The organism is Mycolicibacterium sp. XJ879 (assembly GCF_053483935.1).
The window spans coordinates 662,281-681,552 of sequence record NZ_JBEFTH010000003.1; the positions used below are offsets into that span (position 1 = coordinate 662,281).

The following is a 19,272-nucleotide window of genomic DNA, read 5'->3' on the forward strand; positions in this document are numbered from 1 at the left end:
CTCAGTCAGCCCAGCGCTGCGCTTCCACCTCCGGTGGCAGCGCCGACTGCATCGGCACGTCGAGGCCGTCGTAGATACCGGGTTTCTGGTCAGCCAGCCAGTTCAGCGCGCCGAGCAGGCGGTTGGCCGCGGTGGTGTTGCCGCCGTCGGCGCGGGTTCCGCCCGGCACGTCGGCGCGGCTCACGATGGTCAACTGCGGGTCGCCGTCGATGATCACGCGGTGATCGCCTGCGCCCTCGTCGGGTTGGGGCCAGTCCGGTGCGCACGAGGGATGGATGCGGGTGATGTGGTCGATGACGATGCGTTCGCGCCCGTCGGCCTTGCCGATCACCTTGAGCCAGAACGCGCCCTGGGTGCCCTTCTCGAACCGGCCCATCACGGTGTCGACGGACGATTCCAGCGGCCGGCGCTGAATGTCCTCGGCGATCTCGTCGATCTGCAGCCCGAGACCCCGTCCGATCAGCCGGAGGTTGCCGCCCCACACCATCGTTGGGATGGACGGCAGCAGCATCATCGGCGTCTCCTCCATCGGGCCGCCGAAACCACAGAGCACCTTCACCGCGTGCGGCTGATCATATGTCGAGTAGTCGAAGATCTCCTGGCAGCGGATGGTCCGGATGCGTGTGCACAGCCCGGCGGCCAGGACGGCGAGGGCGTCGTTACCCCAGCCGGGGTCCACGCCGCTGACCAACAGCGTGGACCCGCCGTCCGTGGCGGCCCTGGTCATCCGCTCGACCCAGTCCGGCGGCGCCGAACGCGGGTCGTAGAGGGAGTACAACGACGGCGTCACCACGTGCTTGCCCGCACGCAGGCAGCGCTCGATGTCGGCGACGGCGTCGTCGGCGCGGATGTCGCCGGAGGCCATATAGGCCACGGCGTCGCAGCCGGCCAGCGCCGCATCGACGTCGGTGGTGGCGGTGACGCCCGTCGGGCGATCCAACCCGGCAAAGCTCGCCGCGTCCCGGCCGGCTTTGTCCGGCGACGAGGTGATGACCCCGCACAACTGCAACCCCGGAAACGCCACCGTCGACCTGATGGCCGCCGACCCCATGTTGCCCGTTCCCCACACCGCCACCCGCTGCACCCGGACACCCTAGCGGGCGTGTCGGTGATCATCGTCACAGAACTCGGAAACCCCAGGTCATACACGTGTCAACTGGCACTTTGGCACCGTGCGGCCTGGGCCGGATGGCTAGCAGATTGAAATAGCTCACACCTGCTTTGTGTTGAAGTTACTGAACGGTATAGTTTGGGCCAGTTACTGGTGGGTAACTTAGGACTAAGTACCCAACCGCAAGTGGCCGTCTCGATGAGGAGGAACCGTGAGCCACTATAAGAGCAACGTTCGCGACCAGGTGTTCAACCTGTTCGAGGTATATGGCGTCGACAAGGCGTTCGGCGAAGGCGACTACGCCGACCTGGACCTCGACACCGCCCGCGAGATGCTGGCTGAGGTGGCGCGGTTGGCCGAAGGCCCGATCGCGGAGTCGTTCGCCGACGCGGACCGCAATCCGCCGGTGTTCGACCCGGAGACCCATTCGGTGACGCTGCCGGAGTCGTTCAAGAAGTCGATGCGCGCGCTGTTCGAGGCCGGCTGGGACAAGGCCGGCATCGACGAGGAGCTCGGCGGTATGCCGATGCCTCGCGCGCTGCAGTGGGCGCTGATCGAGCACATCCTCGGCGCCAACCCCGCCGCGTACATGTACGCGATGGGTCCGGGCATGGCCCAGATCTTCTACAACCTGGGCACCGAAGAGCAGAAAAAGTGGGCCAAGATGGCCGCCGAGCACAACTGGGGCGCCACCATGGTGCTCACCGAGCCGGACGCCGGCTCCGACGTGGGCGCGGGCCGCACCAAGGCGGTCGAGCAGCCCGACGGCTCGTGGCACATCGACGGGGTGAAGCGGTTTATCACGTCCGCCGACTCCGATGATCTGTTCGAGAACATCATGCACCTGGTGCTGGCCCGCCCCGAGGGCGCAGGCCCGGGCACCAAGGGCCTGTCGCTGTTCTTCGTACCCAAGTTCCACTTCGACCCGGAGACCGGTGAGCTCGGTGAGCGCAACGGTGTCTTCGTCACCAACGTCGAGCACAAGATGGGCCTGAAGGTTTCGGCCACCTGTGAGTTGGCGTTCGGCCAGCACGACGTGCCCGCCAAGGGCTGGCTGGTCGGCGAGGTGCACGAGGGCATCGCGCAGATGTTCGAGGTCATCGAGCAGGCCCGGATGATGGTCGGCACCAAGGCGATTGCCACGTTGTCGACCGGTTACCTCAACGCGCTCGAGTACGCCAAGGAGCGGGTGCAGGGCGCCGACATGACCCAGATGACCGACAAGACCGCACCGCGGGTGACCATCACGCACCACCCGGACGTGCGGCGGTCGCTGATGACCCAGAAGGCCTACGCCGAGGGTCTGCGCGCGCTGTACCTCTACACCGCCACGTATCAGGACTCGGCGGTGGCCAAGGCGCTACATGACGTCGACGCCGACCTGGCGGTGCGGGTCAACGACCTGATGCTGCCGATCGTCAAGGGTGTCGGCTCCGAGCAGGCCTACGCCAAGCTGACCGAGAGCCTGCAGACACTGGGCGGTTCGGGCTTCCTGCAGGACTACCCGATCGAGCAGTACATCCGTGACGCCAAGATCGACTCGCTGTACGAGGGCACCACGGCCATCCAGGCGCAGGACTTCTTCTTCCGCAAGATCGTCCGCGACAAGGGTGTGGCGCTGTCGCATGTGTCCGGGCAGATCGAGCAGTTCGTCAAGAACGAATCCGGCAACGGGCGGTTGAAGGCCGAGCGCAAGCTGCTGGCGACCGCGCTCGAGGACGTCCAGGCCATGGCCGCCTCGCTGACCGGTTATCTGATGTCGGCGCAGGAGAACCCGGCCGAGCTGTACAAGGTCGGCCTGGGCTCGGTGCGCTTCCTGATGAGCGTCGGCGACCTGGTCATCGGTTGGCTGCTGCAGCAGCACGCGGCGGTGGCGATCGACAAGCTCGACGCCGGCGCCGAGGGCGATGATCGCGCCTTCTACGAGGGCAAGGTCGCGGTGGCGTCGTTCTTCGCGAAGAACTACCTGCCGATGCTGACCAGCACCCGCCACATCATCGAGAACCTCGACAACGATGTGATGGAACTCGACGAGGCGGCCTTCTAAAGCCTTCCTGGTCGTCTCGCACCAAATGGCCCCCGGTCTCTTCCCGGGGGCCATTTGCGTTGCACGGGGCACCGGGCGGGTGGCTCACCGGACCCTATGATGGGTCCGACAACGCAACGACGAGGACGAGGCCAGTGCAGATAGGGGGCAACGCCCGGGCCCGTACGACCATGGAGTTGATTCGTCGCCGGCTCAGCCGAGCCGTGCGCGGCCCGGCCGCTGGGGCGAGCGTGATCGCTCGGATGGTCGTGACCAGCGCGGTCGCCACCGCGCCGAGCCTGATCGTGGCGGTGCACGACGAGCCGGATATCCGCCCGTTGGCTGCCGTCGCGCCGCAGCCGGTTTTTCCCGCCGGCCCGTTGGCGGCGGCGCGTCCCACCAGCCCGTCGCCCGTGTCGGAGGTGGTCGGGCCGCCGCCGCCCGCCGCCCTCAACGCACCGGGCGCCGTGCACATCCCCGCGATCGCACTGACCGCGTACCGCAACGCCGACGGCCTGATGGCGCGCGCCGAACCGGGCTGCGGCCTCAGCTGGAACCTGCTGGCCGGCATCGGGCAGATCGAATCGCGGCACGCGTTCGGCGGCAAGGCCGATCACCGTGGCACGGCCGTAGAGCCGATCTTCGGCCCGACACTCGATGGCTCGCTGCCCGGCAACGAGATCATCGTGGCGGCCCGCAATAGCGGTCGCACGGTGTACGCCAGGGCAATGGGCCCCATGCAGTTCCTGCCCAGCACCTGGGCGCTGTTCGGCGCTGACGGGAACGGCGACGGGCACGCCGACTCGCAGAACCTCTTCGACGCCACCCTGGCCGCGGCGCGCTACCTGTGCAGCGGAGGACTCGACCTTCGCGATCGGTCCCAGCTGATCACCGCGGTGTTGCGGTACAACAACTCGATGCCCTACACCCTCAACGTGCTGGGGTGGAGCGAGGCATACGCCGCCGGAACCCCGCCGGGGTACCTGCCGCCGATCACCGGGCCGACACGGCCGGTCGGCAGCACCCGCGCGGTGGCCCGCCCAACCAACACCGGCCCAGCCGAAAGCGGTTCTGGCACCACGCAATCCGTGCCGGAGCAGCCGTCCACTCAAACCTGGGCCGAACGCAACGCCGGCAGCACCCGCTCCGGCTCGCCGACCGGGCAATCGGGTTCGTCCTCGGCGGGCTCGGTCTCCGCCGGCGGATCCAGCGGTGTTCGCACCGGCAGCAGCGGCGGTAGCGGCAGCAGCAGCGGCAGTCGCGCAACGGGCACCGACACCGGCAACAGCTCGCCGCGGGTCAAGATCGGCAACGGCCGCACCGGCGGAGCGCGCGGCACCGAATAAAGGGCGGGTTCGGGAGGACACTCAGGTGCGCCGCGTTTAGTCTCGCGCGACCGGCTTTCAACCCTTGCCGGCTCTTCGGATCAGTCACTCCCGAACCCGTCGTGCGACCGATCGTACGCCGGTGTCCGGCGTCACACCAGAGGCTTTTTCGGGACTTCAGGAGTCGATCGACCGCAGCAGCGCGCGGGTGCGCGCCCGGGCTTCGGGGTCGGTGTCGAAGATGCCGGCGACGAACTCGTCGACGCCGGATGAGCCCAGTTCAGCGAGGCGGTCGGACACTGTTTTCTCATCGCCGATGATGGCCGCGTCCTCGGGCCCGGCGTATCCCTCCCGGTCGAGCATCGCCCGATACGACGGCAGCTGGCCGTAGATCGCGAACTCCTCGGCAGCACGCCCCCGCACCGCGTCGACGGCGTCGGTGACGGCGACGGGCAGCGATGCGACCACCCGCACCGACGACTCGTCGCGACCGGCTTCTACGGCCGCCGTGCGCAACGTCGGCACGATGTGGCCGGCCAGCGTCTTGGGCCCAGTCATCCACGTCATCGTCCCCGCGCTGCGCCGCCCCGCCAGGCGCAGCATCTGCGGGCCGAGCGCAGCCAGATAGACATCGGGCGTCGGCGCACCGGGCACCTGCAGCGAGCCGCGCGTCGTCCAGAACTCGCCGGTCGCGTCGGCGGGCGCACCGGACAACAGCGGCAGCAGCGCGTCGAGGTACTCCCGCATCTGGCGCACCGGCCGGTCATACGAGATGCCCCACACCCCTTCGGTCACCATGCGGTGGCTCAGCCCGATGCCGAGTAGAAAGCGGCCGTCGGCGATGGTGTTCAGCGTCAGCGCCCGCTGCGCCAACTGGGTGGGGTGCTGGATCTGGATCGGGATGACACCGGAGGCGATCTCGAGCGTGTCTATCTCGCGGAACGCGACCGCCAGCACGGTCAGCAGATCAGGGTCATACGGCAGCTGCGCCATCCACACCCGACGGAACCCGTCGTCGCGCAGCGACGCCAGCCGCGCCACGGTGGCGTCAGCCAGGGAGCGGCCCGGCGAGCGGTCGCCGGCGTCGGGCTGGAGGAGTCCGGTGAGAGCGACGCTGGTCTGCATCCCACCATCGAAGCACGGCAGAAAAGTTAAGAGCCCCGTATTGCCATCGGGTCGGGGGGTCAGACGGCAATACGGAGCTACCAGGACTATCGACCGGCGCAGGCGGACCGTTACAGCCCCGCGAAAAGAATTTCTACGCCTCGAGGATGGCGGTGACGCCCTGCCCACCGGCAGCGCAGATCGAGATCAGGCCGCGCACGGGCTGCCCGGTCTCCTTCTTCTTCTCGCTGAGCTGCTTGGCCATCTGCGCCACGATGCGCCCGCCGGTGGCCGCGAACGGGTGTCCCGCGGCGATCGAGGAGCCGTTGACGTTCAGCTTGGAGCGGTCGATGCTGCCCAGCGCCTTGTCCAGGCCCAGCCGCTCCTTGCAGTACTCGTCGGACTCCCACGCCTGCAGGTGCGCGAGCACCACCGACGCGAACGCCTCGTGGATCTCGTAGAAGTCGAAATCCTGCAGCGCCAGATTGTTGCGGGCCAACAGCCGCGGCACCGCATACGTCGGCGCCATCAACAGGCCGTCGCGGCCGTTGACGTAGTCGACCGCCGCGGTCTCCGCGTCGACCCAGTAGGCCATCGGTTCGATGCCGCGTTCGGCGGCCCACTCCGGGGTCGCGAGCAGCGCGACTGAGGCGCCGTCGGTCAGCGGCGTCGAGTTGCCCGCGGTCATCGTCGCGTCACCTTGTTTGGCGCCGAACACGGGTCGGAGCTTCGCCAACTTTTCTGCAGAGGAATCGGCCCTGAGGTTGTTGTCGCGGTACAGCCCGAGGAACGGGGTGACGAGGTCGTCGAAGAAGCCGCGGTCGTAGGCGGCGGCCATGTTGCGGTGGCTGGCCGCGGCGAGCTCGTCCTGATCGGTGCGCTTGATGCCCATCTCCTTGGCGGTGACGGCGGCGTGCTCACCCATCGACATGCCGGTGCGGGGTTCGCTGTTGACGGGGATTTCCACGCCGATCGCTGCGGGCAGCTTGCCGACCAGCTTGAGCCGCTCGAGGTTGGACTTGGACCGGCGCAGCCCCAGCAGCACGCGGCGCAGGTCGTTGCCGAACGCGATCGGGGCGTCGGAGGTGGTGTCCACCCCGCCGGCCGCGGCGACGTCGTAGCGCCCGGCCGCGATGCCGTCGGCCGCCGAGATCGCGGCCTGCAGCCCGGTGCCGCACGCCTGCTGCAGGTCGAACGCCGGGGTGTACGACGACAGCGCGCTGCCCAACACGCATTCACGCATCAGGTTGAAGTCGCTGCTGTGCTTGAGCACGGCGCCGCCGATCACGGCCCCGAGTCTCTCGCCGTCGAGGTTGAACCGGTCGATCAGCCCACCCAGCGCAGCGGTGAACATGTCCTGGTTGGAGGCGTTTGCATAGGCGCCATCCGAGCGGGCGAAGGGAATTCGGTTGCCGCCGAGGATGGCGACCCGTCGGTGGGTATCACTAGCCATGAAACCCATAGTACCCACCCTTCTTACTCTGGAGTAAGTTCGTTCACATGGCTACCGATCTGTATTCGCAAATCGTCCATTCGACGCCCGGATCGTTCCTCGCCAAGCAGCTCGGCATCCCGCAACCCGAGACGTTGCGCCGCTACCAGCCGGGTGAGCCGCCGCTGGCGGGCACGCTGCTCATCGGCGGGGAGGGCCGGGTCGTCGAACCCCTGCGCACCGCGCTGGCCGAGGACTACGAGGTGGTGTCGAACAACCTCGGCGGCCGGTGGGCCGACTCGTTCGGCGGGCTGGTTTTCGACGCCACCGGCATCACCGACCCGGCCGGGTTGAGGCAGCTCTACGAGTTCTTCACCCCGGTGCTGCGCAACCTCGGGCCGTCGGGGCGCGTCGTCGTCGTGGGCACGACGCCCGAGGAGGCCGGCAGCCCCCATGAGCGCATCGCGCAGCGTGCGCTGGAGGGGTTCACCCGCTCGCTCGGTAAGGAGTTGCGTCGCGGCGCGACGACGAACCTGGTGTATCTGTCGGCCGAGGCGAAACCGGCCGCCACTGGCCTGGAGTCGACGATGCGGTTCCTGCTGTCGGGCAAGTCGGCCTACGTCGGCGGACAGGTGTTCTCCGTGGGCGCGGCGGACTCGTCGCGGCCCGAGGACTGGGACAAGCCGCTGGACGGCAAGGTCGCGATCGTCACCGGGGCGGCGCGCGGCATCGGTGCGACGATCGCCGAGGTGTTTTCCCGCGACGGCGCGCGGGTGGTGTGCATCGATGTAGAAGGTGCGCACGAGCCGCTCGGGATGACCGCGACGAAGGTGGGCGGCACTGCGCTGACGCTGGACGTCACCGCCGACGACGCCGTCGACAAGATCACCGAGCACCTGCGGGACAACTATGACGGCCGCGCCGACATCCTGGTCAACAACGCCGGTATCACCCGCGACAAGCTGTTGGCCAACATGGACGAGAGCCGCTGGGACTCCGTCGTCGCGGTGAACCTGCTTGCGCCGCTTCGACTTACCGAAGGCCTGGTGGGCAACGGGGCGATCGGCGACGGCGGCCGTGTCGTCGGCCTCTCGTCGATGGCCGGTATCGCAGGCAACCGCGGCCAGACCAACTACGCGGCCACCAAGGCGGGCATGATCGGGCTGACCGACGCGCTGGCCGAGGCGTACGCGGACAAGGCCGTCACGGTCAACGCCGTCGCGCCGGGCTTCATCGAGACCAAGATGACCGAGGCGATCCCGGTGGCCACCCGCGAGGTGGGTCGCCGGCTGAACTCGCTATATCAGGGCGGCAAGCCGGTCGACGTCGCCGAGACCATCGCGTATTTCGCGAGTCCGGCGTCAAATGCCGTCACCGGCAATACGGTTCGGGTGTGCGGACAAGCATGGCTGGGGGCTTGATCAGGTGAACAACATGCTGCGCGCGGTCGTCGGCGCCCTGCCGTTCATCCCGCGCGATGACAAGCTGCCGGACCGGACGCTGACGGTCGAGGACGTGGACATCGACGCCGCGAACGTCGCGGCGTACGCGAACGTCACCGGCTTGCAGTTCGGTGACACGGTGCCGCTGACGTACCCGTTCGCGCTGACGTTCCCGACCGTGATGGAATTGATCACCGGCTTCGACTTCCCGTTTGCGGCAATGGGTTCGGTGCATATCGAGAACCACATCACGCAATACCGGCCGATCAAGGTCACCGATACGGTGTCGGCGCGGGTGCATGCCGAGAACATGCGTGAGCACCGGCGCGGGCTGCTGGTCGACATCATCACCGATGTGAATGTCGGCAACGAGCAGGCGTGGCATCAGGTGACGACGTTTCTGCATCAGCAGCGCACCAGCCTGTCCGATGAACCCAAGCCGCCGCCGCAGAAGCAGCCGAAGCTGGGTCCGCCGAATGCGATGCTGCGCATCACGCCCAGCGAGATCCGGCAGTATGCGTCGGTCGGTGGCGATCACAACCCGATTCACACCAACGCGGTCGCGGCCAAGCTGTTCGGCTTCCCGACGGTGATCGCGCACGGAATGTTCACCGCGGCAGCGGTTCTGGCCAACATCGAGGGCCAGCTGCCGGATGCGGTGAAGTACTCGGTGAAGTTCGCGAAGCCGGTGGTGCTGCCCGCCAGCGCCGGGCTCTACGTGGACCGGGTGTCCGACGGGTGGGATCTGACGTTGCGGCACTTGAAGAAGGGCGACCTGCATCTGACGGGCACGGTCAGGTCGCTGTAGGTGGGTCGAGCCTGCGTACAGATCGCGATTCGGCTCAGTTCTGCGATCTGACCACAGTCTCGATGGGGTGGTCGGACGGCGTGCCCTTCAGGCCGCGCCAGAACAGGTTGATCATCATGTCGGCGGCCTCGTCGACGTCGGCGTCGCCGGTGCTGACCCGGCTGGCCACCGCCTCGCCGGCGCCCACCAGCGCGACGGCCATCATGTCGAAGTCGGTGTCGGGCTCCGGGTTGCGGGTGCCCGAGGTGAGCAGCCGCCCGACGAGGTCGATGATGCGTTCGCGGCCCTCACGCACGGTGTGGGCGAACGCCTGGCTGCTGGTCGCCTGGTTGTAGAGCACCATCCACGACGCTCGGTTGGTGTCGATGTAGGTCAAAAACGCCAGCACGGCGTTGCGCAGCATGTCCTTAGGGCTCTGCGTGAAGTCGATCTGGCTGCGGACCTCGTCGACGAACCGGGACAGCTCACGGTCCAGGCACGCGCCGAACAGCTCCTCCTTGGAGCCGTAGTACAGGTACAGCATCGGTTTGGAGATCTGCGCCTCGGCGGCGATGGCGTCCATCGAGGTCTCGTGGTAGCCGTTCACCGAGAAAATCTGCACGGCGGCATCCAGCATCTGCTGCTCGCGCACCGCGCGAGGTAGACGTTTGGTGCCTCCGGCCATTAGTCAAGAGTAAGCAACGGCCGCCGAGAAGGGGTCAGCAGCGGGGAACTAGCAGCGGGGAACTAGCAGCGGGCGGTGGGCGGGAACTAGCAGCGCGGATTCGGGCCCTTGACCCCGGCGATCCGCAGCACCGAGGCGTCGACGTTGCCCATGGTCAGCTCGCCCGCCTCCAGCGCCTTCTCCAGCCGGTCCAACACGGCAGGCACCTCGGCGCTGCTCACCCACAGCGCGGTGTCGGCACCGGCCTGCAGCCCGCGCAGCACCGCCTCGGCCACCCCGAACTGGTCGGAAATCGCCTGCATCCCCGACAGGTCGTCGGTATAGACCGGCCCGTTGAACGGCGGGCCGCCGTACTCACCGGAGCGCAGCATCCCGTAGACGGCCGGGCTCAGGCTGGCCGGGTCACTGCCGGTCAGCCCGGGAACCTGCAGGTGACCGATCATGACGCCGACGGGAGCCTGGCCGGTCAACGTGCGGTACGGCACCAAGTCGACGCTCTGCAGTTCGGTGATCGGCGGTGAGGTGACGCTGCCGGTGTGCGAGTCGCCGGAGCCGCGGCCGTGGCCGGGGAAGTGCTTGAGCACCGGCAGGACACCGGCGTCGCGCAGACCCCGCGCGTACGCGCCAGCGTAGTCGGTGACGGTCGCCGGATCCGAGCCGAAGGACCGGTCACCGATCACGGTGCTGTCAGCGGCGTCGGAGACGTCGACCACCGGCGCGAAGTCGACGGTGATGCCCAGGTTGCGCATCGCCTGGCCGCGCTGGCGGGCGATGTCGTACACCTGCTCGGGGGTCTGCGTCTGCGCCAGCACCCGCGCCGCGGGCTGCGTACCGATCAGCGGCGCCAGCCGCGACACCCGGCCGCCTTCCTCGTCGACGCTGACGGCCAGCGGCAACGGGCCTGCGGACGCGGCGATCTCGGCCAGCGCGCCGTCGGTCAGCATCGACAGGTCGGTCCAGCTGCCGATCATGATGCCGCCGACGTGGTGATTGTTGACGGCCGTGCGGGCCTCGGCCGCATTGGAGACACCGACCATCAGCAGCTGGGCGAGCTTGTCGCGCGTCGACATCGCGGCCAGCATCGCCTGCGGATCCCCGCACGCCGGTGGCGCCGGTGCGGCGGGAACGTCGCCCCTATGCTGCGTCACCACGCTCGACGGCGGCGGCGCGGGCGGCTCGGCGGGCGTGCAGGCCAGCACCAGCCCGGACATCGTCACAGCAGCGCACAGCGCGCGGGGCAAGGCCATGGGCCTCGACGATAGCGGACTGCGGTGGCCGACCGTGGCAGCGGACGGGGCCACGTCGTATCCCGTGCTAGTTTTGGCCGCATGGATCGGTTCCTCGTGCCTGCCGGCGCCAGTATTGTCGTCGGCCTGCTGCTCGGCGCGGCTGCCGTATTCGGGGTGACGCTGATGGTGCAGCAGGACACGAAGCCTCCGCTGCAGGCGGGCGATCCGGCGTCATCGGTGCTCAACCGGGTTGAGTACGGCGACAGAAGCTGAGGTCACGCCGCTTCGGCGGCGTTGGCTGTGGGTGGCTGCTGCGGCGGCTCTGGTCCTGACGTTCGCCCAGTCGCCCGGCCAGATCTCGCCCGACACCAAGCTGGACCTGACCGCCAACCCGCTGCGGTTCCTGGCCCGGGCGTTCAACCTGTGGAACAGCGAGCTGCCGTTCGGGCAGGCGCAGAATCAGGCCTACGGCTACCTGTTTCCGCACGGCACGTTCTTCTTGGCCGGCGACCTGCTCGGCATCCCGGGGTGGGTGATCCAACGGCTGTGGTGGGCGCTGCTGCTGGCCGCCGGGTGCTGGGGGCTGTTGCGTGTCGCCGAGGCCCTCGGCATCGGCAGCCGCACCTCGCGGGTGATCGCCGCCGCGGCGTTCGCGCTGTCACCGCGGGTGCTCACCACGCTGGGCGCGATCTCCTCGGAGACCCTGCCCATGATGTTGGCGCCGTGGGTGTTGTTGCCGGTGATCCTGGCGCTGCAGGGCGGGACCGAAGGGGTGGGAAAGCACAGGGGCGACCCGCGAACACGGGTGCTGGCCGCACAGTCGGCGGTGGCGATCGCGTTGATGGGTGCCGTCAACGCCGTAGCGACGTTGACCGCGTGCCTGGCGGCGCTGATCTGGCTGGCCTGTCACCGGCCGAACCGGCTGTGGTGGCGGTTCGCCGGATGGTGGACGCTGTGCATCGCGCTGGCGGTGTCGTGGTGGGTGGTGGCGCTGCTGCTGCTGGGCCGCATCAGCCCGCCGTTTCTGGACTACATCGAGTCCTCCGGCGTCACCACCCGGTGGATGTCGTTGACGGAGATGCTGCGCGGCACGGACGCGTGGACGCCGTTCGTGGCGCCCAATGCGACGGCGGGTGCGTCGTTGGTGACCGGTTCGGTCGCGGTGCTGGCGACGACGTTGGTCGCCGCGGCGGGGCTGGCCGGGCTGGCGATGCGGTCGATGCCCGCGCGCGGACGGCTCATCACCATCCTGCTGATCGGCGTCGTGCTGCTGGCGGCCGGATACTCCGGCGGCCTGGGATCGCCGGTGGCGCACTATGTTCAAGTTTTCCTCGACGACGCCGGAACACCGCTGCGCAACCTGCACAAGCTCGAACCGCTGCTGCGGCTGCCGTTGGCGCTGGGGCTGGCGCACCTGCTCGGCCGCATCCCGCTGCCCGGCAGCGCACCGCGCGAGCAGTGGACCGACGCGTTCGCCCATCTCGAGCGGGACAAACGGGTGGCCGTCGGCGTCGTGGTGCTGACCGCGTTGATCGCCGCCACATCGCTGGCCTGGACCGGACGGCTGACCCCGCCCGGCACCTTCGACGCGATCCCGCAGTACTGGCATCAGACCGCCGCGTGGCTCGACGAACACAACACCGAAGGCCGGGTGCTGGTGGCCCCCGGCGCGCCGTTCGCCACCCAGGTGTGGGGTAACAGCCACGACGAACCGCTGCAGGTGCTCGGCGAAAACGCCTGGGGGGTACGGGATTCGATTCCGTTGACCCCGCCGCAGACCATCCGGGCGCTGGACTCCGTTCAGCGGCTGTTCGCCGCAGGCCGCCCGTCGGCGGGCCTCGCGGATACCCTTGCCCGCCAAGGCATTTCGTATGTGGTGGTACGCAACGATCTGGACCCGGAGACTTCGCGATCGGCGCGCCCGCTGTTGGTGCACCGGGCCGTGGAGGGTTCACCGGGGCTGACCAAGGTCGCGCAGTTCGGCGATCCGGTCGGGCCGGGCACGCTCGCGGGATTCGTCACCGACAGCGGGTTGCGGCCGCGCTATCCGGCCGTGCAGATCTACCGGGTCGAGGCCACCATGCCCGTCGTGCCCTACCTCGTCGACGCCGACGCGATGGCCCGCGTCGACGGTGCGCCCGAGGCGCTGTTGCGCCTCGACGAACGGCGCCGGCTGCTCCACCAGCCGCCGCTGGGCCCGATGCTGCTGACCGGTGACGCCGACCGCGCGGGCCTACCCGCCCCGCTCGTCACGGTGACCGACACGCCGCTGGCCCGCGAAACCGACTACGGCCGCGTCGACGACCATTCGTCGGCGATCCGCACCCCCGACGACGCCCGCCACACCTTCAACCGGGTGATCGACTACCCCGCCCCCGGCGCCGACCTCGTGTACGGAAAGTGGAACGGCGGACGGATCTCGGTGTCGAGTTCGTCGGCCGACTCCACCGCGCTGCCCCACGTCGCACCCGCAAGCGGTCCGGCCTCCGCGGTCGACGCCGACTCCTCTACGGCCTGGGTGTCCAACGCGCTGCAGGCGGCGATCGGCCAATGGCTACGGGTCGATTTCGACCATCCGGTCACCAACGCCACCATCACGATCACCCCGAGCGCCACGGCTGTGGGCGCCCAGGTCGACCGCATCGAGGTGTCCACCGTCAACGGCACCAGCACCCTGCGCGTGGACGAACCCGGTAAGCCGTTGACCGCGGCGCTGCCCTACGGCGAGTCACCGTGGGTGCGGATCACCGCGGTGGGCACCGAAGACGGTTCACCCGGTGTGCAATTCGGCATCACCGACTTCGCGGTCACCCAGTACGACGCCAACGGCTTCGCCCATCCCGTCACGCTTCGGCGCACTGTTTCCGTGCCCGGCCCGCCGGCGGGTTCTGCTGTGGCCCAATGGGATTTGGGTGCAGAGCTGCTGGGCCGGCCGGGCTGTGCACCGAGCCCGACCGGTGTGCGGTGCGCGGCGACGATGTCGCTGGCGCCGGAGGAGCCGGTCAGCATGAGCAGGACGCTGACCGTGCCCGAACCGATCTCGGTGACACCGTCGGTGTGGGTGCGCGCCCGGCAGGGCCCCAACCTGGCGGATTTGATCAGTGCGCCCGGCAGCGCGCGCGCCATGGGGGACTCGGATGTGATCGACGTGCTCGGGTCGGCCTACGCCGCCACCGACGGTGACCCCGAGACGGCGTGGACCGCGCCGCAGAGCGTCGTCCAGCACCGGACGGCGCCGACGTTGACGGTGAAACTGCCGCAGGCCAGCGAGGTCGCCGCGCTGCGGGTGACGCCGAGTTCGTCGGTGCTGCCCGCGACGCCGACGCTGGTGGCCGTCGACCTCGGTGACGGACCGCAGGTGCGGCGCCTGGCCGGTGACGCTGGCGGGCAGACACTTCAGCTCACCCCCCGGGTCACCGACACGGTGACGCTGTCGATCCTGGACTGGGACGACATCATCGACCGCACTGCGCTCGGGTTCGACCAACTCAAACCTCCCGGCCTGGCCGAAGTCGTCGCGCTCGACACCGACGGCATGCCGATCGCCGCGGCCGACGCCGCGCGCAACCGGGCCCGCACCATCGAATTGCCCTGCGGGCGTGGGCCGATCATCGGGGTGGCCGGACAGTTCGTGCAGACCTCGGTCGCCACCACGGTCGGTGCGCTGCTCGACGGTGAGCCGGTGCGGGCCCGGCCCTGCGGGGACGGGCCGATCGAGCTGCCCGCGGGACAGCAGGAGTTAGTGATCAGCCCCGGCGACGCGTTCGTTGTCGACGGTGTGCAGCTGGCCGGGCCGCTGGCCGCCAAAATCCGTTCAGCCGACACCGTCCGCGCGCAGACCGGGATCTGGGACGCTGATCACCGCGAGATGACGGTGTCCTCGGCGCCGCAGCCGCGAGTGCTGGTGGTGCCCGAAAGCGTCAACCCGGGATGGACCGCGCGCAGCGCCGACGGCTCCGTGCTGACCCCGGTCACCGTCAACGGCTGGCAACAGGGCTGGGTGCTGCCCGCGCATACCCACGGCACCGTCACGCTCACGTTCGACTCCAACACCGTCTACCGCGCCGGACTCATCGGCGGCCTGGCATTGCTGCCCGTGCTCGCGCTGCTCGCGTTTGTGCCGGTGCGCAGGCGGCTCGAGCCTGACGACCCGGCACCGGTGTGGCAACCGAGTCGAGCCGTGGTCACCGTCGCGGTACTGGGCGTCGGCGCGGTGGTGTCCGGGGCGGTCGGCGTCGTGGTGGTCGGCTCTGCGCTGCTGGTCCGGCATGTGCTGCGCAACCGCGAAAAGCTCTGCGCCGGCGTCACAGTCGGGGTGTCGGCTGGTGGATTGATTCTGGCGGGGGCGATCCTGAGCCAGAACCCGTGGCGCTCGGTCGACGGCTACGTCGGCCACTCGGCCGGGGTCCAGTTCCTGGCGCTCACCTCGCTGGCGATGGTCGCGGCCTCGACGGTCCATACTGCGCCGAACGGCCGGGAAAGGTCCTAGCATCGGCGGGGTGGCAACGCTCAACACCGTCCGGGGTCCCGTCGACACCACCGATCTCGGCGTCACCCTCATGCACGAGCACGTGTTCATCCTGTCCCCCGACATCACCGCCAACTACCCCGAGGTGTGGGGCGACGAAGCCAACCGGGAAGCCGATGCGATCGCCCGGCTCAACGAGCTGAAGGCCGTCGGCGTCGACAGCATCGTGGACCTGACCGTGATCGGGATGGGCCGCTATATTCCGCGCATCGCGCGCGTCGCCGCGGCCACCGAGATCAACATCGTGGTGGCGACGGGCGTGTACACCTACAACGACGTCCCGATGTATTTCCACTTCACCGCGCCCGGCGGCATGCTCGGCGACGTCGAGCCGATGGTCGAGATGTTCGTCCGCGACATCGAAATCGGCATCGCCGACACCTCCGTGAAGGCCGCGATCCTCAAATGCGCCACCGACGAACCCGGTCTGACTCCGGGTGTGGAACGGGTGCTGCGGGCGGTGGCGCAGGCGCATCGGCAGACCGGCGTGCCGATCTCCACGCACACCCACGCAGCGACGCGCCGCGGCCTCGAACAGCAACGCATCTTCTCCGACGAGGGTGTGGACCTGTCGCGCGTCGTCATCGGCCACTGCGGCGACACCACCGACCTCGGCTACCTGGAAGAACTGATCGCCAACGGGTCCTACATCGGCATGGACCGGTTCGGCGTGGACGTCTTCCTGCCGTTCGAGGAGCGGGTGAACACCGTCGCCCAGATGTGCGCACGCGGCCACGCCGACAAGATGGTGCTCTCCCACGACGCGTCCTGCTTCATCGACTGGCTGCCCGAACAGGTTGTGCCCGCGGTGCTGCCGAACTGGCACTACCTGCACATCCACCACGACGTCATCCCCGCGTTGAAGCAGCGCGGCGTCACCGAGGAGCAGCTCACCACGATGCTCGTCGACAATCCGCGCAAGATCTTCGATACGACGGGCGGTTACTGAGATGACTGAGACGCCCGAGACCCCACCCATCAGCACCCAGGTGAGGCTGCTCGCTCAGCGGGCGCCTAACGCACCGGTCGTTACCTGCGAAGGGCGCACCCTGACCCGCCGCGAGTTTGACGAGTGGACCAACCGGCTAGCCCGCGCTTACGCCGAACTCGGTGTGCGCCATGGTGATTACGTGACGATCGTGCTGCCTAACTCGATCGAGTGGGCGCAGGCGGTGGTGGCGACGTGGAAGCTGGGTGCGATTCCGCAGCCGCTGTCCCCGCACCTGCCCGACGCGGAGCTGGCCGGGCTGCTCGCGCTGCGGCCGCGGGCGCTGATCGTGGGCCGCATCGATCCGTCCGGCGAAATCCCCAGCGTACCAGCGAATTTCGAGCCGGATCCGCACCTGTCGGACGCGCCGCTGCCCGAGGCGGTGTCGCCGGTGTTGAAGGCGATGGCCTCCGGCGGCAGCACCGGGCGCCCGAAGTTGATCGAGTCCGGCGGTGACAGCCGCTTTCCGGCCCTGGTGGGCTATGCGATGGGCACGCAGGACGACGACGTCAACCTGTTCTCGGTGCCGTTGAGCCACAACACCGGATTCACCACGTTCGCCATCGGCCTCGTGCAGGGCCATCACAACGTGCTGATGCCACGGTTCGATCCACCCGAGTTCCTCCGCCTGGTCACCGAGTACCGGGTGACGTATCTGGCCACGGTGCCCACGATCATGCAGCGCCTGTTGCCGGTGTACCGGGCCAACCCCGACGCCTACGACCTGTCGTCGATACGACGGTTCTGGCATGTGGGTGCGCCGTGCCCGCCGGCCGTCAAGCAGGCGTGGATTGATCTGCTTGGGCCCGAGGTGATCTGGGAGCTCTACGGGGGCACCGAACTGCAGGCGTTGACGTTCATCTCCGGTGAGCAGTGGTTGGCGCACCCGGGTTCGGTCGGGATCGTCGTCGCCGGCGAGATGAAGGTGCTCGACGACGACGGCAACGAGTGCCCGCCGGGCGTCGTCGGCGAGGTCTACATGCGGCCGGCACCTGGCAGCGCGCCCACCTACCGCTACGTCGGCGCAACCGCGAAAAGCCGCGACGGCTGGGACTCGCTGGGCGACCTCGGCTACTTCGACGCGGACGGCTTCCTCTACCTCAACGACCGCCGCGTCGACATGTTTACCGTCGGTGGCCGCAACGTCTATCCCGCCGAGATCGAGTCAGCGCTGGCCGCTCACCCGCAGGTGTTGTCCTGTCTGGTGGTCGGGATTCCCGACGACACAGGCGATCTCGGCCAGGTGCCGCACGCGATCGTGCATGCCGACGGTGATCTCGACGAGGCGGCCGTCGTCGCGTTCCTGACCGAACGCATCGAGCGCTACAAGGTGCCGCGCAGCGTGGAGTTCACCGACACCCCGCTGCGCGACGACGCGGGTAAGGCGCGCCGCTCGGCCGTCCGCGACGAGATCATCTCGCGGCGGTCCGCGACGGCGGGCTAGCGCGCCACGGGTTCCGGAACGCTGTCGACCGAGGAATCCAGCGGCGGCACCGGCCGCTTGCGGCGGAACTCCCAGCGTCGCAGCGCTTCTCGGCACGGCGACTCGATAAGCCCGTAGCTGACCGCGGCGATCGCCCAGCCGAACACCAGCGTCAGCACCAGCACGATCGGCATGTGCCCGTTGAACGCGAACTCGCCGATGACGGGAAACACCATCGCCAGCGCGGCGAGGTGCCAGATGAACAGCCCGTAGGACCAGCGGCCCAGCGTGACCATCGTCGGGCTGCCCAGCAACCGGTGCGAGGTGTCGGGCCGGTCCAACACCAGCGGCGCGACCAGCGCGGCGGCCACCAGCGCGCCCATCGCAATCTTGACGATGAACTGGTCGACGGTGCCGGGGGTGAGCCCTTCAGGACCGGCGATCGGCGAGGCCGCCACCAGGAACGCCGCCACCGCGACGACGGCCATCAGCACCCGGCGCCGCGCCAACCGGTGCGCCCACCCGACCGGTGACACGGTCAACTCCGCGAGCAGCATGCCCGCGGCGAACCACGAGAAGAAGGCCGGCGGCCAATTGAGCGCGTTGACCCCGTACGCGGTGTCGAACGGGATCAGCCCCCAGGCCAGGCTGGCCACCGCCGCCGTCGCGATCAGCGGTATCCGGGCGCGCACCGGCACCCACCGCACCCCCAGCGCCAGCAACGGCAGCACCAGGTAGAACGCCACCTCCACCGAAAGGCTCCACATCTGGGTGAGGCCCGCCGTCAGGGTCAGCGGCACATAGATTTGGGTCAACGTGAGGTTGGCCAGCCACACCGTGAGGTCGGCCTTGGCGTCGGGCAGCAGCAGCAGGATGACCACGACGGCCACCAGATAGCCCGGCATGATGCGCACCACCCGCGACCGTAGGTAGTGCCCGGTCGGCGGGATCGGTCGCAGCCCGCGCGCCGCGGCGGCATGGCCGCGCCAGAGCAGGAAGCCTGAGAGCGCGAAGAACACCGCGACGGCGAGGTCGAACCGGCCGAACAACCGCCCAGCGATGCCGCCGGTGTGAGCGGTCTGGAAGGCGACGTGAGTGACCACCACACCCATTGCGGCGCAGGCCCGCATGCCCTCGACCGCGGGCAGAAATCCGCGCGTTCCGCCGACCCCGGAGGATTCCGTCACGGCGA

At 68.9% G+C, this 19,272-nt stretch carries 14 protein-coding genes; 8 read left to right on the forward strand and 6 right to left on the reverse strand.

Translation table 11 applies throughout. The features are described 5' to 3' along the window. Window position 1: 1 nt before the first annotated feature. Window positions 2–1,084, reverse strand: coding sequence for an NAD(P)H-dependent amine dehydrogenase family protein (locus tag ABQF13_RS10420; RefSeq protein ID WP_448392627.1), 1,083 nt, complete (start codon window positions 1,082–1,084; stop codon window positions 2–4). 238 nt (window positions 1,085–1,322) lie between these two features. Here ABQF13_RS10420 and ABQF13_RS10425 point away from each other — a divergent pair, with 238 nt between their 5' ends. Next, on the forward strand, window positions 1,323–3,158 hold the full coding sequence (locus tag ABQF13_RS10425) for an acyl-CoA dehydrogenase (RefSeq protein ID WP_448392628.1): 1,836 nt from the start codon (window positions 1,323–1,325) through the stop codon (window positions 3,156–3,158). Between the two features lie 242 nt (window positions 3,159–3,400). Further along, on the forward strand, window positions 3,401–4,483 hold the full coding sequence (locus ABQF13_RS10430; protein WP_448392629.1) for a lytic transglycosylase domain-containing protein: 1,083 nt from the start codon (window positions 3,401–3,403) through the stop codon (window positions 4,481–4,483). A gap of 156 nt (window positions 4,484–4,639) precedes the next feature. Here the strand turns inward: ABQF13_RS10430 and ABQF13_RS10435 are convergent, their stop codons facing one another. Next, window positions 4,640–5,587 (reverse strand): TIGR03564 family F420-dependent LLM class oxidoreductase, encoded by a 948-nt coding sequence (locus ABQF13_RS10435; RefSeq protein WP_448392630.1) that lies wholly within the window; start codon window positions 5,585–5,587, stop codon window positions 4,640–4,642. A gap of 133 nt (window positions 5,588–5,720) precedes the next feature. Further along, entirely contained in the window at window positions 5,721–7,019 is a 1,299-nt protein-coding gene (locus tag ABQF13_RS10440; RefSeq protein ID WP_448392631.1) for an acetyl-CoA C-acetyltransferase, read from the reverse strand. Window positions 7,020–7,066: 47 nt separating this feature from the next. Here ABQF13_RS10440 and ABQF13_RS10445 point away from each other — a divergent pair, with 47 nt between their 5' ends. Together ABQF13_RS10445 and ABQF13_RS10450 are read left to right on the forward strand one after the other, a co-directional pair. Beyond that, on the forward strand, window positions 7,067–8,419 hold the full coding sequence (locus ABQF13_RS10445; RefSeq protein WP_448392632.1) for a 3-oxoacyl-ACP reductase: 1,353 nt from the start codon (window positions 7,067–7,069) through the stop codon (window positions 8,417–8,419). A gap of 13 nt (window positions 8,420–8,432) precedes the next feature. Further along, window positions 8,433–9,248: a MaoC/PaaZ C-terminal domain-containing protein gene (locus tag ABQF13_RS10450; protein ID WP_448392633.1), complete on the forward strand. Its 816-nt coding sequence runs from the start codon at window positions 8,433–8,435 to the stop codon at window positions 9,246–9,248. A gap of 34 nt (window positions 9,249–9,282) precedes the next feature. On the opposite strand, the gene ABQF13_RS10455 is transcribed toward ABQF13_RS10450, so the two are convergent. Both ABQF13_RS10455 and ABQF13_RS10460 read right to left on the reverse strand, forming a co-directional pair. Further along, window positions 9,283–9,912 carry a TetR/AcrR family transcriptional regulator gene (locus ABQF13_RS10455; protein ID WP_448392634.1) on the reverse strand — a complete coding sequence of 210 codons (630 nt, stop codon included), beginning with the start codon at window positions 9,910–9,912 and terminating at the stop codon, window positions 9,283–9,285. Window positions 9,913–9,998: 86 nt separating this feature from the next. Continuing rightward, window positions 9,999–11,159, reverse strand: a complete 1,161-nt coding sequence (locus ABQF13_RS10460) for a glycoside hydrolase family 3 N-terminal domain-containing protein (RefSeq protein ID WP_448392635.1) — start codon at window positions 11,157–11,159, stop codon at window positions 9,999–10,001. A gap of 81 nt (window positions 11,160–11,240) precedes the next feature. Between ABQF13_RS10460 and ABQF13_RS10465 the strand changes: the two genes are divergently transcribed. Genes ABQF13_RS10465 through ABQF13_RS10480 form a run of 4 tightly spaced genes read left to right on the forward strand, consistent with a single transcriptional unit; the run spans window position 11,241 to window position 18,101 of the window. Beyond that, window positions 11,241–11,414 carry a DUF2613 domain-containing protein gene (locus ABQF13_RS10465; protein WP_064890250.1) on the forward strand — a complete coding sequence of 58 codons (174 nt, stop codon included), beginning with the start codon at window positions 11,241–11,243 and terminating at the stop codon, window positions 11,412–11,414. Then, on the forward strand, window positions 11,392–15,630 hold the full coding sequence (locus tag ABQF13_RS10470) for a DUF3367 domain-containing protein (protein ID WP_448392636.1): 4,239 nt from the start codon (window positions 11,392–11,394) through the stop codon (window positions 15,628–15,630). Before ABQF13_RS10465 ends, ABQF13_RS10470 begins: the two co-directional genes overlap by 23 nt. Window positions 15,631–15,640: 10 nt before the next feature. Then, entirely contained in the window at window positions 15,641–16,618 is a 978-nt protein-coding gene (locus ABQF13_RS10475) for a phosphotriesterase family protein (RefSeq protein WP_448392637.1), read from the forward strand. A gap of 1 nt (window position 16,619) precedes the next feature. Then, a complete protein-coding gene (locus ABQF13_RS10480; protein WP_448392638.1) occupies window positions 16,620–18,101 on the forward strand; it encodes an AMP-binding protein in 1,482 nt (493 codons plus the stop codon). On the opposite strand, the gene ABQF13_RS10485 is transcribed toward ABQF13_RS10480, so the two are convergent. Next, window positions 18,098–19,210: an acyltransferase family protein gene (locus ABQF13_RS10485; RefSeq protein ID WP_448392701.1), complete on the reverse strand. Its 1,113-nt coding sequence runs from the start codon at window positions 19,208–19,210 to the stop codon at window positions 18,098–18,100. The genes ABQF13_RS10480 and ABQF13_RS10485 overlap by 4 nt on opposite strands. Window positions 19,211–19,272: the final 62 nt, after the last annotated feature.

Coding starts and splice junctions, on each gene's coding strand:
- ABQF13_RS10440 (WP_448392631.1), bottom strand. CDS start 7,019: ATGGCTAGTGATACCCACCGACGGGTCGCCATCCTCGGCGGCAACCGA.
- ABQF13_RS10430 (WP_448392629.1), top strand. CDS start 3,401: ATGGTCGTGACCAGCGCGGTCGCCACCGCGCCGAGCCTGATCGTGGCG.
- ABQF13_RS10435 (WP_448392630.1), bottom strand. CDS start 5,587: ATGCAGACCAGCGTCGCTCTCACCGGACTCCTCCAGCCCGACGCCGGC.
- ABQF13_RS10455 (WP_448392634.1), bottom strand. CDS start 9,912: ATGGCCGGAGGCACCAAACGTCTACCTCGCGCGGTGCGCGAGCAGCAG.
- ABQF13_RS10445 (WP_448392632.1), top strand. CDS start 7,067: ATGGCTACCGATCTGTATTCGCAAATCGTCCATTCGACGCCCGGATCG.
- ABQF13_RS10465 (WP_064890250.1), top strand. CDS start 11,241: ATGGATCGGTTCCTCGTGCCTGCCGGCGCCAGTATTGTCGTCGGCCTG.
- ABQF13_RS10480 (WP_448392638.1), top strand. CDS start 16,620: ATGACTGAGACGCCCGAGACCCCACCCATCAGCACCCAGGTGAGGCTG.
- ABQF13_RS10485 (WP_448392701.1), bottom strand. CDS start 19,210: ATGCGGGCCTGCGCCGCAATGGGTGTGGTGGTCACTCACGTCGCCTTC.
- ABQF13_RS10460 (WP_448392635.1), bottom strand. CDS start 11,159: ATGGCCTTGCCCCGCGCGCTGTGCGCTGCTGTGACGATGTCCGGGCTG.
- ABQF13_RS10450 (WP_448392633.1), top strand. CDS start 8,433: ATGCTGCGCGCGGTCGTCGGCGCCCTGCCGTTCATCCCGCGCGATGAC.